The 14,892-nt window shown below is 58.6% G+C and carries 15 protein-coding genes and 1 pseudogene; 5 read left to right on the top strand and 11 right to left on the bottom strand.

The genetic code is table 11. The features are described from left to right. Window positions 1–5: 5 nt before the first annotated feature. Together AC5JQH_RS16120 and AC5JQH_RS16115 are read right to left on the bottom strand one after the other, a co-directional pair. The gene (locus AC5JQH_RS16120; protein WP_008175964.1) at window positions 6–761 is read right to left on the bottom strand and encodes a protein phosphatase 2C domain-containing protein; all 756 of its coding nucleotides are present in this window, start codon (window positions 759–761) and stop codon (window positions 6–8) included. Beyond that, window positions 761–2,413: a serine/threonine-protein kinase gene (locus AC5JQH_RS16115; protein ID WP_053114697.1), complete on the bottom strand. Its 1,653-nt coding sequence runs from the start codon at window positions 2,411–2,413 to the stop codon at window positions 761–763. The genes AC5JQH_RS16120 and AC5JQH_RS16115 overlap by 1 nt, the downstream gene beginning before the upstream one ends. 159 nt (window positions 2,414–2,572) lie before the next feature. Between AC5JQH_RS16115 and AC5JQH_RS16110 the strand changes: the two genes are divergently transcribed. The 4 genes and pseudogenes from AC5JQH_RS16110 to AC5JQH_RS16095 all read left to right on the top strand — a co-directional run bounded on the left by AC5JQH_RS16110 (window position 2,573) and on the right by AC5JQH_RS16095 (window position 6,625). Beyond that, window positions 2,573–4,021 (top strand): phospholipase D family protein, encoded by a 1,449-nt coding sequence (locus AC5JQH_RS16110; protein ID WP_008175968.1) that lies wholly within the window; start codon window positions 2,573–2,575, stop codon window positions 4,019–4,021. Window positions 4,022–4,040: 19 nt separating this feature from the next. Continuing rightward, the gene (locus AC5JQH_RS16105; protein ID WP_008175970.1) at window positions 4,041–5,105 is read left to right on the top strand and encodes a carboxysome shell carbonic anhydrase domain-containg protein; all 1,065 of its coding nucleotides are present in this window, start codon (window positions 4,041–4,043) and stop codon (window positions 5,103–5,105) included. Between the two features lie 106 nt (window positions 5,106–5,211). Beyond that, window positions 5,212–5,612 (top strand): annotated as a pseudogene (locus tag AC5JQH_RS16100) (PA2779 family protein). Between the two features lie 62 nt (window positions 5,613–5,674). Beyond that, window positions 5,675–6,625, top strand: a complete 951-nt coding sequence (locus AC5JQH_RS16095; RefSeq protein WP_288944664.1) for a PA2778 family cysteine peptidase — start codon at window positions 5,675–5,677, stop codon at window positions 6,623–6,625. Here the strand turns inward: AC5JQH_RS16095 and AC5JQH_RS16090 are convergent. The 3 genes from AC5JQH_RS16090 to AC5JQH_RS16080 all read right to left on the bottom strand — a co-directional run bounded on the left by AC5JQH_RS16090 (window position 6,622) and on the right by AC5JQH_RS16080 (window position 8,695). Beyond that, entirely contained in the window at window positions 6,622–7,161 is a 540-nt protein-coding gene (locus AC5JQH_RS16090) for a class I SAM-dependent methyltransferase (protein ID WP_288366399.1), read from the bottom strand. The two genes, AC5JQH_RS16095 and AC5JQH_RS16090, sit on opposite strands and share 4 nt — an antisense overlap. 103 nt (window positions 7,162–7,264) lie before the next feature. Next, window positions 7,265–8,251 (bottom strand): CobW family GTP-binding protein, encoded by a 987-nt coding sequence (locus AC5JQH_RS16085; RefSeq protein WP_008175978.1) that lies wholly within the window; start codon window positions 8,249–8,251, stop codon window positions 7,265–7,267. Between the two features lie 48 nt (window positions 8,252–8,299). Continuing rightward, entirely contained in the window at window positions 8,300–8,695 is a 396-nt protein-coding gene (locus AC5JQH_RS16080; RefSeq protein WP_493805751.1) for a hypothetical protein, read from the bottom strand. Window positions 8,696–8,829: 134 nt separating this feature from the next. Here AC5JQH_RS16080 and rluF point away from each other — a divergent pair, with 134 nt between their 5' ends. Next, the gene (gene rluF / locus AC5JQH_RS16075) at window positions 8,830–9,768 is read left to right on the top strand and encodes a 23S rRNA pseudouridine(2604) synthase RluF (protein ID WP_493805750.1); all 939 of its coding nucleotides are present in this window, start codon (window positions 8,830–8,832) and stop codon (window positions 9,766–9,768) included. 27 nt (window positions 9,769–9,795) lie between these two features. On the opposite strand, the gene AC5JQH_RS16070 is transcribed toward rluF, so the two are convergent. The 6 genes from AC5JQH_RS16070 to AC5JQH_RS16045 form a co-directional block, all read right to left on the bottom strand. Further along, a complete protein-coding gene (locus AC5JQH_RS16070) occupies window positions 9,796–10,140 on the bottom strand; it encodes a YdbL family probable chaperone protein (RefSeq protein WP_008175984.1) in 345 nt (114 codons plus the stop codon). Window positions 10,141–10,169: 29 nt separating this feature from the next. Continuing rightward, window positions 10,170–10,352 (bottom strand): YnbE family lipoprotein, encoded by a 183-nt coding sequence (locus AC5JQH_RS16065; RefSeq protein WP_014576371.1) that lies wholly within the window; start codon window positions 10,350–10,352, stop codon window positions 10,170–10,172. A gap of 38 nt (window positions 10,353–10,390) precedes the next feature. Continuing rightward, on the bottom strand, window positions 10,391–11,911 hold the full coding sequence (locus tag AC5JQH_RS16060) for an intermembrane phospholipid transport YdbH family protein (RefSeq protein ID WP_227497871.1): 1,521 nt from the start codon (window positions 11,909–11,911) through the stop codon (window positions 10,391–10,393). Window positions 11,912–11,934: 23 nt separating this feature from the next. Then, on the bottom strand, window positions 11,935–13,503 hold the full coding sequence (locus tag AC5JQH_RS16055) for a bifunctional GNAT family N-acetyltransferase/carbon-nitrogen hydrolase family protein (RefSeq protein ID WP_008175992.1): 1,569 nt from the start codon (window positions 13,501–13,503) through the stop codon (window positions 11,935–11,937). Window positions 13,504–13,575: 72 nt separating this feature from the next. After that, entirely contained in the window at window positions 13,576–14,118 is a 543-nt protein-coding gene (gene thpR, locus AC5JQH_RS16050) for an RNA 2',3'-cyclic phosphodiesterase (RefSeq protein ID WP_008175993.1), read from the bottom strand. 4 nt (window positions 14,119–14,122) lie between these two features. Continuing rightward, window positions 14,123–14,881, bottom strand: a complete 759-nt coding sequence (locus AC5JQH_RS16045) for an SDR family oxidoreductase (RefSeq protein ID WP_008175994.1) — start codon at window positions 14,879–14,881, stop codon at window positions 14,123–14,125. Window positions 14,882–14,892: the final 11 nt, after the last annotated feature.

Raw genomic sequence — 14,892 nt, 5'->3', positions numbered from 1 at the left:
TTTCCTCAATACTCCAACGTCAGTAATACCACAGACACATTGTCACCCGCCTCGTTTGCCAGGCCGGCATCAATCATTGCCTGAACCGTGCGCTCCATGCCGTCACTTTCCTTATGGATTTCAAGCCACCGGTATTCCGGAACCGAATCAGTTAACCCATCGGAACACAGCAGCAGCACATCTCCTTCATCAAGCGTTTCACGCCGATAACTGGGGGCCGCCTGCTCCACCGTTCCCACGGCCCTGGTCAGGACATTCCGGAACGGCACATTGGGCACGTCGGCCCTGGTAATGCTGCCGTCTTCCAGCATGTTCTGGACCACGGTATCGTCCCGCGTGAGACACAGCGCCTGGCTGCCACGCAGGCTGTAGCAACGGGAATCGCCAATGTGAGCAATATGCGCCTGATTGCCACTCAACCAGGCCACCACCAGTGTCGTGCCCATTTTTTCAAGTCTTGGATCCCCGGAACGGCGGCTCACTATGCGCTCATTGGCCAACCTGAAGGCCCGATCCAGTTTTCCCCGGATATCCGCATCCGTGGTGCCGCTCGAGGCACCGGCGATTTCAGGCTCAAGGGATTCGATGATGGCATCAACCGCAAGGCGACTGGCAACCTCGCCTCCCTGGTGACCGCCCATACCGTCAGCAACCACCAACAACGCCTGGTCACCCGCATCATTGATCCGCCAGTCCACCACATCCTGGTTTGATTCCCGGACGGCCCCGCGATGACTCTGGCCGGCAACGTGATATCGCATCAGGACGACACCTCCTGGCCAGCCTCACGAACGGCCAGACGACGCACGGCCTCGGCCATGGTGGCGGCACTGGCAAAGCGCTTGTCCGGCTCGCGCTGGATAGCCTTGTTGATCAGACGGACCACCCCGTTTGGCAGATCCGCGTTGAACTCGCGGACGCTGCGTGGGCGCTTGTTAAGAATCTGGTAGGTCAGGTTGGCCAGGGTATCGCCCTGATAGGGCGTTTCGCCGCTCACCAGCTTATAAAGCGTTACGCCCAGGCTGTAGATATCGGAGGCACCGGTTACCTTCTGACCCTTCAACTGCTCCGGCGACATATACAATGGGCTGCCCATTACCGCGCCGGTGCGGGTTCGCGAGTCATCGGAGATCTTGGCAATGCCGAAATCGGTGATCTTTATATCGCCATTGTCGGGATTGAAGATGATATTCCCGGGCTTGATGTCGCGGTGGACGATTTTCTGGCTGTGAGCGTAGGCCAGAGCGTCCGCCACGCGGGCAACGATATCCAGAACCCTGGGCAGGGGCAGTAACCGTCCGGTTCTGCCGAATTCACTGAGCGGACGTCCTTTCGCATAGTCCATGGCGATATAGGCGAGGTCTGCCTCCTCGCCAACGTCATACACGGTGACGATAGCCGGGTGGCTCAGGCGGCCAGCGGCTTCTGCCTCCCGGAAGAATCGCTCCTTGAGATCCTGAAGCTGTCCATCATCAAATGCCTGGTAGCTGAGAGTCTTGATGGCAACGGTACGGGCAATCTTCGGATCCTTGCCCAGATAAACCACACCCATGGCCCCTCGGCCAATCTCCCGCTCGATTTCGTATCTTCCGAGGGTCGGGCGACTAACGGCGGGCTCGGGCATCAACAGGGTGCGGGTATTGTCGAAACTCCCTCCCTGCATCAACGAGTTATCCGGCGCGAGCTTTTCCAATGCCGACAGCCTCGCGGCGGTATCCCGAAAACCTTTCTTTCGCTCCTGAATACTGCGGTAGGTGCTGACCGCCTTGTCGTACTGGCGCTTGCGCTCCTGCTGGATGGCGGCGTCGTAGCGCAGCTCGATCTCGCTTTCACAGTCGGGGCAGCGATCCAGCGCTTCGAGGGCCTCGTCTGTATGACCTTGTTGCAGAAATACCTTGGCCAGCTTCAGCCGCGCATCCCGCACATTATCTGTCAGTGCACGGATGTGTTTGCGGGGCTGCAGCCAGAACAGCATCACCACGTAACCGACCACCAGCAACGTGAGCACCACGCCAAACGGCACCCAGGCGTTGCGGTAGAACATCAAAGCCGCCTGGATCACCACGAGCGAGCCACCAAGCAAAAGAGTGACCGGCAGGGAAACGGCCGCGCCCATCGCCGGAATTGCAAGCACCAGATACAGTGCCGCAATTGCCAGCCCGGCGGTCACCGCCATGTCGGACCAGAGTGGTTCCGAAAGCCCCCGATCAGCCATAGCCGGCCCGAATGCCTCCTGCGGGAGAATCGTGGCCGGGGTCGCGCCCTCTGGCACGCCGAGAATGCTGAATAGCGCACGGTCAGCCCAGCCAACGAGGGCAAGCTGGTCCCCCATGAGGGCAAACACAACAGCCAGAACGAGAATAACGGCCCGCAGACTGAACAGGCGCGGTATGAAAGAGAGTATGGCGTTCACAGGCAACTTTGTTATAAATGGTTGATCTGGCTAGTTTAGAAAGCGTGGCGGAACTTCGATACAACGACCGGGGTGTTTTTTGTAAGTGTTTGTTTACCTGAGAGAGAGGTCACGTATAGTTATGCCGTCGTTTACCTCAGGGATGATGGAAATACACACATGACACTGAAGTTACTGATTCTCCTGCTGTTGCTCACCCTGGCCGGCATCGGCCTTTACCACACCCAAAAGCCACTGCCGCCAGGCATCAGCTATCGTGGAACCGCGGTGCCATTGGAGGAACCCGTCCTGCTGACAGACGTCACCCGTCACTATCAGAACGGCCGTGAGGAGCGAGACCATGAAATCTTCGACGAGGTGTTCCGGCTTGTGGGACAAGCCAACGAGTTCATTCTCATCGACATGTTTCTGTTCAACAGCACCAAGCCGGAGGATGTAGCCCACCGGCCTCTGGCTCAACAGCTCACAGAGGCCCTGCTGGCGAGAAAAGCGGAAAAACCGGAGCTATCCATTACGGTTATCTCCGACCCCCTGAACACCATGTATGGCGGCACGACCTCACCCTGGTTTCAAGCCCTGCGCGATGGTGGCATTCCGGTTGTGGAGACGGCACTCCGGCCGCTACGGGACAGTAATCCCACCTGGTCTTCAATCTGGCGGCTGTGTTGTCAGTGGTTCGGCAACAACCCCGATGGAGGCTGGCTGGACAACGCCCTGGGCACCAGGCCTGTTACCCTTCGAAGCTATCTCGCCCTACTGAACTTCAAGGCCAACCATCGCAAGCTTATGGTCGCGGATGAGGCGGGCTCCCTGAGGGCCATCGTTACCTCGGCCAACCCCCACGACGGCAGCAGCCGGCATAGCAACCTGGGGCTTAGCTTCACGGGGCCGGCGGTCTTTGATCTGCTGAAAAGCGAGCGGGCGGTTCTCGCCATGTCGGGAGCGGACACCACGCCCATTGATGAGCGAATCAGCATGGCTCCCGAAGTCACTGGAGAACCGCAGAAATCCGAAATCCCCCTGGTGGCAGTGCTGACCGAATCGGAAATCCGGGATCAGGCTCTGTCCATGATTCAAGAGGCCTCGGCCGGTGATCAGCTGGACATGGCCATGTTTTATCTCTCACATCGCGATATTGTCACAGCCCTGGTCGACGCCGCCAGACGGGGCGTTGCACTGCGAGTTCTGCTTGATGCCAACAACGAGGCCTTCGGCCACCAGAAGAGTGGCATTCCCAACAGGCAGGTCGCCATGGAACTGGTTCGCGCGGGCGTTCCGGTACGTTGGTGTAATACCCTGGGTGAGCAATGCCACACTAAACTGTTGATGTTGGCCAGAGAAAACGGCGCAACAGAACTGCTCCTGGGTTCGGCCAATTTTACCCGGCGCAATCTCGACGATCTGAATCTCGAAACAGATGTCTGGGTATCGGTGGTGGAGCAGTCACAGGTTGCGAGCGGAGCCCGGCGATTCTTTGACGAGCAATGGCAAAAAGGCCCTGGCGACGATCCGGTGATGAGCCTGCCCTACGAGCGTTGGGCCGACGAATCCAGACTTCGCTATTGGCGCTACCGGATTATGGAGGCGACCGGCCTGTCGACCTTCTGAACAGAACAGGACAAAAGCCATGACAACACCCGTGCATGCGCGCCCTATCGCAGAGCGTATCGACTGGCTGATGGAGCTCAGCCGGGCCCATTCGGCCAGCTTCTGTAGCCCGGAAAACCATCTGGCCAGGCAGCGCTACCTGGCAGAGCACAATACCCAGATCATTGCCATGAAGTGCATGGATGGCCGCATCCACCTGCCCTACGTGACCCAGACGCCTCTTGGTGTCATTCACCCGTTCCGGAACCTTGGCGGGATCTTTGAGCTGGGCTGGCCCTACCTTGGCGACATGCTGGCGGACACGGTCCAGCAAGCCGTAACCCAGGGACGACGGGTGCTGATCATCATTACCTACCACTATTCAAAAGGTTCACGGGAACGGGGCTGCGCTGGCTTTGACTGCGACCGTGAGGCCGCCATGCGCCATGCGTTCCAGATCCGAAGCCAGGTGGAAAAGCTGTTCGGAAACGGCCACCGAACGGTCTATCCCCTGGTATGTGGCTTCGAGAGCGACGAGGATGCACTGGTTCTGCACGGTAGCCAGGAGCGAACGCTGGATCTGTCTACCATTCCTGTAACGCGACTTGCCGATATGGCCTCCGAAATCGCCTCCCTTTGTCCGGATATGCCGGAACCGGTTCAGCGTGATCTGCTGCCCCTGGTTGAGGGCAATATCCGGCACGTGAACGAGATTCGGCGTTTTGACCGGGAACTGAACATAGAGCACCGGGAGTGGGTCATCTGCCTTGGCAGGGGGTTCGATTTCCTGCACGCACCCAACGTAGCCCTGATCATCGGCCCCTACAGCCCGGATCTGTCCCATCCCATCCGCCAGGCCGCCGGGATCATAAAGAGCAACATGGATAATGGCCGTGTTCCGGACGATGGTTTCCTGCTGCTCTGCTCCGCGCCCTACCAGGAACCGGGCACCCAGAAGGCCCGGGCAGAACTGAAATCGGCGTTCCTGGCAGAGTTCGGTGCCAACGTTATCCACCAGGCGTACCCAGACCTCGCCAGCCGAATGGTCGCACGCTCGGCTATACTCCATTGGCCGGAGCGAAAGCTGCAGGTTTGTGAATCCTGAACGATTCGTATGTTGAGGGAACGCAACCGACTGTTTTATCGTCCGGTTAGTGCAAGATGACTAACAAACCGCTACACCGGAAGTAGCCAACGAACAGGAGTGACCCATGTCAGGCATTCGCAAGCACTTGAGGTACGTTTGCTTTTTTATGGCCATGATGATGGCCCTTGGTTCCGTCTGGTCGGCCACCGCTACCGCCGGCATGGTTGGAACCGGCGAAATGATCGGGCAACAACAGGTTCAGCTGGACCGGCAGGAGCTGATCAGCATGCTCGACAGACAGGATGTGCAGGCCAAGTTGGCAGACCTTGGGGTCAGCCAGGACCAGGTCAAGGAACGCATCCAGAACCTCACGCCCGCGGAACTGGCGGATTTTGAACGTCAGCTCGCCGAGGCCCTGCAGGGCAGGATGTGGTCGGCATCATTGTGTTGTTCCTGCTGGTATTCATTATCACCGATATGCTCTGTGCTACGAATGTCTTCCCGTTCGTGAACTGCATTCGATAGCGGGATCAGTGGCTGCCATTTTTCCCACTCTAGAAGCGACGACATCCAGCAGGCTGATCCTGATGTTACTGGTTAGCCTGCTGGCCGGTTGCGCCAGTGCTCCCAAATGGCCAGCGCCCGAAACTCACCAGGCCATGCTGCCCGACAAGGTTGTGCTGGACGACGTACCTTTCTACCCCCAGGAAAGGTATCAGTGCGGGCCTGCGTCGCTGGCAATGATGCTGAACAGCCAGGGCCTTTCATCCAATCCCGATATTCTCAAGGAGCTGGTTTATATTCCGGGCCGGGAAGGCTCCCTTCAGGTCGAAATGATCGCCGGCGCACGCGCCCATGGCATGTTGGTTTACCCGCTGGACGGTAGATTAGAAAGTGTCCTGACCGAGATCGCAGCAGGCAATCCAGTCCTGGTTATGCAAAATCTGAGGTTTGGCTGGTGGCCCCAATGGCACTTTGCGGTTGTCATCGGCTATGACGCCGGCGAGCGAGACCTGATACTCCACACCGATACCCGCAAGCATGAAGCGATCGACCTGGAGGTTTTCGCCAATACCTGGGGGCGGGCCGATAACTGGGCCGTCACTATTCTGCCGCCGGATCGGGTTCCAGCTACCGCAGCACCGCTTCGTTTTCTGCAATCCGCCCATGACCTCGAAACAACCGGACGAACGACAGCCGCCGGCATTGCCTATAAGACAGCCGAGACGACCTGGCCGGACCAACCGACGGCCACTATGGCCAGAGGCAACCTTGCCTGGCAGTTGGGCCACCAAGGCGAAGCACAGGAGCATTTCTTGCGCGCGGTGAAACGTTTTCCGAAATTCGCCGAAGGCTGGAACAATCTCGCTTTCGCGCTGCAGGCGAGCGGCTGCACAAACATTGCGACCCAGGCGGCGAGATGCGCCGCCGCACTGACACCGGACCGCTTCGGTGAATCAGAATTGCTCAAACAAGAAGGCACCACATCCGCGGAACAGTGTCCTGCACTTCCCGAGTGCCCAAGGGAAGCCCCCTAGGCTGGCTTCCGGAACAGAGCCACATCCTTTCTCGGTATTTCCAGGTGCCAGCCAAACCGGTTGGCGAGCAGCTTGAAGGTGAATTCCCGGTAGAAGACCACATGGGTCGGGTCACGGCGATAATGCCAGTTGTCGAACCGGTCATCGTCGGTCTGGAAGCAGGTCATCACACCCAGCCAACCACCGGGCTTCAGCATCCGGTCGAGTTCCCTGAAAACGCCAGCGGGGGCGTAAAGATGCTCTACCACTTCGGTACAGGTTATGAAATCGTAGGTCTGATCGAGAGCCACTGCCGAGGGATAAAAATAGGGATCGTAGAGACTGACTGCCATGCCTTCCGCCTCAAGTATCTGCGCCAGAGCAGGGCCGGGGCCGCAGCCGAAATCCAGGCCGCTGGCGCCCGATGGCAGGCGCTCAAGCAGAGGTTCTGTCAGTTTCGAGAGAAATGTCCGGTACCCCGGATCAGACGGGTCATTATCATGCAGTTGGTAAATTTCCCGCTCCTGCTCAGGCGATAACCGGCAGGACGCATCCATCACCGTCACCTCGCAGACATCACATCGAAGGTAACGCTGGGCCTTCACTACACGGAAATCCGAGAGACTGCCCTGCTCGCACACCGGACAAAGACTCACGCCCTCACCTCGGATCAAGTCCCGCGGCCGCCCTCATGCGGGCATCGAGTTCCCGGGCGTCAATCTGATCGGACGCTATGATCTCTGCCCGGCTGTAGGCTTGCGGTTCACCCTGAATAACGGTCAGGGCTCCATCAACCACATTGATCGCCCGCCAGCCGTCCACGGTCTGAACGACAGCCTTGAAGCGCACAAAGGCTGAGTCCATGGCCATCACCAGCAATGCGTTCTCATCGAGTATCAGTTCCGGATGTATGCGCCAGCCAACACTGAAATGCCCCTGTCCCTGATTGGTAATCTGTTGCCAGGGCTCGTCATCAATAGCGGGGGCCGGCGATGCAGTCTTATGATGTTGGTGATGGTGAGCTTCCGGATCGGTCACCGGCAGGGCATCCGACTGGCCGTCCAGCCAGCCCGGTGCCAGATGCCCGAACCGCGTGTGGTGAATCGCCCGCTTGGCGGGTTCCAGTTGTGCGGCCCACTCATCAAAATGAGTCAGTTGCTCCGGGGTGCAAAGATCAGTCTTGTTGGCAACGAGAATATCCGCCGCAGCCACCTGATCCCGGAACTGCACATTGCCGAGCACCTTCGGTTCTTCGAGCCTTCGAGGGTCCACCAGGCAGATTACAGGGCCCATGGCGAGCACATCCTGATAGTGCTCGCTGGTCAGGGTGTCCAGAATCTGAGAGGGGTGACCGAGCCCGGTCGGTTCAATCAACAGACGGTCGGGCTTTGCCTTGTGAATCAGCTGGTTTAGCCCTATCTGCATCGGCAGGCCGGCAACGCAGCACATGCAGCCGCCGGGTATTTCCTTGATGAAGGCGCCTTCGGTTTTCAGCATGGCGCCATCGATGCCCACCTCACCGAACTCGTTGACCAGAACCGCCCAGACCTCGTTTTCCGGTTTGCTTTTCAGAAGATCCAGAATGGCGGTGGTTTTACCGACACCCAGAAAACCAAGTATCAGGCTGGTAGGAATAGGTTGAGCCATGGCGCCGGAGGCACTCCTCTAGGAATCAAAATGTTATATTATAACAATTTATCCGCCAGGACGATCCTCTTTCAGGAACAGTCCGACGGCCTTGTCTGATAGCAGGGCATGAGCAAGTGCCGGATAGGGCAGATAGTGAACAAACAGCGTGGCGAGGGTGACTGCATCCATGCCGGCATCCAGGAACATCCAGGCCCCGAAGGCGACGAACAGGGCGGCCAGAAAACCGCCATAGATCCACAGCGCCCGTGAGCGCTCCTCCTGCATCGGCAAACGCTCAAGGGTCCGTGCGATTGAGAAGCTCATGTAGACGGCAATCAGGGCCGCAATGACCAATGAGGCCAGCAACCCGGTAAATCCGATCAGATACCGGAACAGGTAGTTGGTCAGGAAAAACAGGGCAATGCAGGTAACGGCAACAATGGTGATGCGTGTCTTTTCCATGGCGGCTCAGGGTTTGTTGGTTTTAAGGATAGGCGCAAAGAATGGCAGAGACGCCCGGAAAGAACCACCCTTGCTGCGACCGGGGTTCCAGACTGATATGATGCCCGTCATTCTCACTGGCAACCGGAAACCCGATGACCACTGGCAATTCCACCCGGCTCAACAAATACATCAGCGAAAGCGGCATGTGCTCCCGCCGGGAGGCCGATCGCTATATCGAGCAAGGCAACGTCTACATCAACGGCAAACGAGCAACCGTGGGCGACCAGGTGCTTCCGGGTGACACGGTCAAGGTGAACGGCCAGGTGATCGAGCCACGGGCTGAAGAAGATCTCGTGTTCATTGCACTGAACAAGCCGGTAGGGATTGTCAGCACCACGGACAGCGCGGAGAAACACAATATCCAGCGCTTTGTGGGTCACAGCGAACGCATCTTCCCGATCGGACGTCTGGACAAGGACTCCCAGGGCCTCATCTTTATGACCAACAACGGCGACCTGGTCAACAAGATACTGCGGGCGGGCAACAACCACGAAAAGGAATACCTGGTTACCGTCGACAAGCCGGTCACCCGGGAATTCGTGGAGGGTATGGCCAATGGTGTGCCGATCCTCGGAACCATGACGAAAAAGTGCAAGGTGTCGCGGGAGTCACGATTTGTCTTCCGGATCACCCTGGTTCAGGGCCTCAATCGCCAGATCCGTCGCATGTGCGAGTATTTTGGCTACGAGGTTTCCAAACTGGAACGGATCCGGATCATGAACGTGAGCCTGAAAGGGCTTGCGGTGGGCCAGTGGCGGGACCTGAGCGAGAAAGAGCTGGCCGGGCTGTTCGATGCCATCCGGGATTCGTCTTCCGAAGCCCCGTCCGGCGCTGGCAAGCCAGCAAAAAAGAAGTCCGGAACGAAGGCCAAACCAAAGCCTGATCGCAAGCCTGGCTCTGCATCCGCACCAGGTAAGCCCGGTGGCGCCAGGCGCCCCGGCCCGAAAGGCAAGCCCGCACCTGGCAAAAAGCCGGCATCGGGCAAACGGCCAAAAGGCGGCAAGCCAAGGCAAAAGAGCGTTAAACGGTAAGCGAGGCTCGCACCTGGCCGCGCCGGGCTACTTTTTCACCCACTTACCGCCCATTTGCACATACTGGCCGGACGGAGTCTTCTCAATCGCCTTCTTGCCTGCAACCGTCTCCACCTGGGTTACCGGAATGTTGTGTTTTTCGGCAATGCGCTTGTACTCATCCCGACGGGCGCTGTTAATGGCTTCCACCACTTCCTTCGCCTGCCCTTCGGCGCGCACCACTTCCAGATAACCCGTCGGTGTTTCTCCAACCAGCCCCTGCTGCTTGACCGAGTCCAGTTTCTGTTTGGCTTCATCCAGCCCCATGGCAAGCACGGAGGCGCTGATACCGAACGCCAGAACCAGCGCAAACATCTGTATCAATCGTTTCATCTTCAACCCCTCAAACTTTCCGGACACAGTCAGAACAAGCCCTGTTCGCTGAACAGATCATCCACTTCCTTATCCACTTTCACGTAGATTTCGTGCTGGATTTTCACGTTCAGGTTGACCGTAATCGGCTCCTTTGGCGCCGCCATCTGCACTGTCGGCGTGCAGGCAGCCATCGCCAGAGGAAGCATCAGTATCATCAGTGTTCTTGCCATGGGCGACCTTTCAGGCCACCAGGGCCGCACGGGTTTTATCATGGTGCTTTCTCCTCACCGGATTCCTGCAGCAATTTCCGGACGCGCCTGGTAACAGCTTCATTGACCCTGCCACTCAACTGCAGACTGGTGAGCAGCGCGGGAATGTCTTCCTCAAGATTGACATTGAGTACCACCGGCTGCCCACCCCTCAGGTCCGGATTCTTACCTTCGAGGCGAAGGCCAAGGCTCAACTTACCCTGTTCATCGTAGTCTATCGTGCTGTTGAGGACTGAATAGTGAAAGTTTTGCAACGCCTGGACCACGATGCCCATGGCCTGGTTGCCACCGAGCATCGCCTGGAGCTTGTCCGCCGGCAACTGCAAACGGCCGCCAGGATCTATTGCGGAAATACTGCCTGCACTCACCTGCACCCCGTCGCCACTGATGCCCAGAGGAACTCGCCCTCGAAGCAACCCGCTTCCAGACAGTCCTTCGGCTGGATACACGGCCATCAGACGGCTGAGGGAGACGTCCTCAACCTCCACAGGGATGCGACCAGACCCACCGCCTAAATCGTACCTGGCAGGAGGCACTCTCAGGGTACCTTCGAGGAACCGGGCCCTGGCCTGCTGAACCTCCAGAGTGCCGGCCAGCAGTTCCGTGACCGGCGCGCTGTAATTCCCTGAAAAAAGAACCGAGGTGACGGGAATGCCGGCATTGATCTCGCCAACGGTCATGTCCCTGAAACGGGTCGTAATCCGGGAATTTTCCAGCGATCCCCGCACCTGGCCGGTGAGCCCTGATACCGCGGTCCGGTTAAATACCCCGCCAACATCCTGCAGTTCAACGCTGCCACTGGCTGCAAGTTCACCACCCTGGCCGGTCGAAACCTCCATCGACAACCGGGCATTGCCAGAATCCACTGTCAGCAGATCCGGCCATCCGACCAGGGTTTCTGCCAGGGCCTGAACGCCCTGTTTACCGTCGATAACAGAGTCGATGGCGACGGATACGCCGCCTTCGGGATTGAGCTGGATATCGAGATCAGCCGTAAAGCCGGACTCGGAAGCCAAGGTGCCCTGCACCCTGAGATCTGCCAGGCGGCCCTTTGCCCTTCCCTGAAAGTTCCACGTTTGCGGCAGTAATTGCGGATGTTCGACGCGCGCGGCATCGACCCTGATGTCGCCATCAATGGAAATGCGCTGCGCCCAGGGGCCATTTGCGCCATAGTCCAGGGTTACCGTTGTATTGCTGAGATCCGTGCGCAGGTTGTTGAGCGTCAGCGGCTGGTCTGCACCGACAAACGTGAGATGTTTGGTCAGAACAAGAGACGAAGGAGCAAAATCGATGGTTGCGACATCACCGTTGGCGGTCACAGAAGGCCGGACATCTGCACGGCTGCCTGTTACTTCCCATCCGCCGGACCGTATATCCGGCAATGCCATACCCACCGAGCTCTGTTCAATGGCAAAGGACCAGCCTGCAACCGCCAGGGGCCAGGCCACCAGAGCCATACCACCGGCCCAAAGAAGCCCGCGGCCGATGCGTTCAGGCTTTACAGACCCTCTACTGGGCAAAACGACGCTCCTGTCGGCTCGGTTTACTCACCACGCCAGGTCACGCTGTAAAGATCGTGCCGGCGGTCCTGAAGGTTTTTAACGGTACCACTGTTGCGGGCAGTGATCAGTACTTCCGGGCGCAGATCCGCAAAGGCAACCGTCTCCACGTTGGGCTCGGTGTCAGCGGCGATGCCATCCCGGGCGAAGGGAAAGTCGCAGGGCGTCAGGATGCAGCTCTGGCCATACTGGATTTCCATGTTCGGTACGTTCGGCAGGTTTCCGACGTTGCCGGACATCACCACGTAGACCTGATTCTCCACAGCTCTGGCCTGGCAACAATAGCGAACCCGCAGGTAGCTCTGCCGCTCATCGGTACAGAAAGGCACAAAGATGATATGCACGCCCTGGTCCACCAGGTGGCGGGTCAATTCCGGGAACTCCGCGTCGTAGCAGATCAGCACACCGATGGTGCCGCAGTCCGTCTCGATGGCGCTGACCCGGTTGCCGCCCTGAACGTTCCACCAGAACGCCTCGTTGGGCGTCGGATGAATCTTGGGCTGGCTGAACACCTGACCATCCCTGAGAAACACGTACGCCATGTTCCGGATGGTGCCGTCTTCCTCACGGACTGGCGTTGAGCCGGCGACAACATTGATGTTGTGGCGCAGAGCCAGATCCCGCATCAGTTCACGATAACGCTCTGCGTAATGGGTGACTGCGGCAAAGGTCTCGGCGGGGCTGCCCTTGCGGGCTTCGATGGAAAGCAGCTGCAGGGTGAACAGCTCGGGGAACACCACAAAGTCGCCCTTGTAGGTGGAAACAACATCGACAAAATAGCGGACAATCTCGCTGAATTCGTCGAACGATCCGACCGGGCGTTGCTGGTACTGAACCGTGCCTATGCGCACGGTATCGCGCATGCGTTGACCGTAGCGCTTCCGACGGCCGTTGTTCTCCGACTGGGGTACTTTCGGGTTACGCCAGACCAGATGAATACCATAGCCCATGGAATCGTGGTCGGCATCGAGATAATGCGGAATAATTCCGTGCACTTCGAAGCCCTGATGAAGCTGGAAGGAGAGCACCGGATCCTTCTGTTCCTTGCTTCGAATGGCCTCCACATATTCCTCGACGCTCGTGAACTTCTTCAGCCGCTGGCGCAGGCTCGGCAAACGGCCGGCAAACACCACTCCCTGCAGGTTCAGGGCCTGGCATAACTGCTTGCGCTCGTTGTAGAGCCGCTCCCCAATGCGGTAACCCCGGCATTCCGGATCAACACAGACTTCCATCCCGTACAACCAGTCCCCCTCCGGGTCATGCCGCGAGGCATAACCGTTACCGGTGATGGAGGTCCAGTCGTGGGCAGCGAGTGCGATCTCTTCCGCGATCCGGAACGTGGCGCAGTAGCCGACCACGGTGTCTCCGAGCATGGCAACAAACTGGCCGTCGGGAAAGGTATTGATCTGCCCGGTCAACGGCCCCTTGGTATAGCCGTACATGCCCGTGCCTTCATAAACCCGGCGACTGAGCTGGATGATGCCTGGGATATCTGCAAGCGTGGCATTGCGGACGTACAGACGCTGATCAGGATCGGAAAACGGGGGGCACATAGACACCTCAGGAAAGGCGTTGATTTCCCCTCATCTTTGGTGGGACGACAGGGATTCGTCAAGACAAATCGGCTATCCGGCGTTGCGCAGGGAGAAGCGATCGACCACTGAATACACGGAACCGGCCGGGCCAGGCTTGCTTTCGAAAAGCACAAATTCAGTCACCCGGAACTGGCCGAATCCATGGTCACCATATTCAACCAACAACGGTTCAACAGAACCCGGCTGGCGTTTGAAACGGGCCAGCGTAATGTGCGGGCGAAATGCCCGACGTTCAGCCACAAAGCCCAGACTCTCCAGTCGCCGCCCGAGAGTCTGGTGCAGCGCAGCCACCGGTGCCGCCGGCTGAACACCGGCCCATAGATTCTTCGGCCTTTCGGGCTGGCCGAAACAACCAACGCCGGCAACCTCAAGCGGGAAGGATTCCGAATCTATCTCACGGGCTGAACTGGCTACGGCTTCGAGACCTTCCCCGCTCACCTTCCCCAGAAACAGGAGGGTGATGTGCAATTGCTCAGCACTCTGCCATCTGGCGCCTGTCACCGGTGATCTGACCTTCAACAACCGGGCCTTGATTTCAGCCGGAAGCTCCAGCCCGAAAAAAAGCCGTGGCAACGCTCTATTCCTCGTAGATCATCTTGCGCACCATGCCGCCATCGGCCACAAAATTCTGGCCAGTGATAAACGAGGCCTCAGGCGAAATGAGGTAGGCCGCCAAGGAGGCAATATCCCCAGGTTGCCCTACCCTGCCCGCCGGGTGCTGCAGGTGGTCGTTTTCGGAAAGCGGTTCAACCGGCTCTGCGCCGCCCTGCCAGGCCCGGGTATCGACCCAGCCGGGACTGATGCAGTTCACGCGGATATCCGGCCCCAGGCTCACCGCCAGCGCATGAGTAAGTGCCACAATACCGCCTTTGGTAGCGGCGTACGCCTCGGTGTCCGGCTCGGACTGAAGCGCCCTTGTGGAGGCCATGTTAACGATAGCGCCTTTCGTTTTTCGAAGGTGCGGCACCGCATGCTTGGTGACCAGGAACGGCCCGGTCAGGTTCACGTCCAGCCGGCGCTGCCACTGATCCAGGCTCAGTTCCTCAATCGGCCCCGTCTCGGGGTTGGCGATTCCGGCATTATTGATAACGGCGTCCAGACGGCCACTCCAGCGAAGGGCTTCGGTAACGATGCGCTCCACATCGGTTTCCGAAGCCACATCGCCGGGCAGAAAGTGCAGTGCATGATCTGCACCGGCGGCCAACCGCTCACCGACAGCACTGTCGGTGTCACAGAACGCCACCTTCCAGCCAGCAGCGGCCAGGTGAAGCACAATGCCCCGGCCAATGCCTTTGGCGCCGCCGGTCACCAATGCGACGCGATCGGTTTGACTCAAAACAACCTCCG

This window comes from Marinobacter sp. H13 (assembly GCF_059072335.1).
Note: the sequence above shows the minus strand (reverse complement) of the source record. Positions and strands in the feature narration are given on the sequence as shown.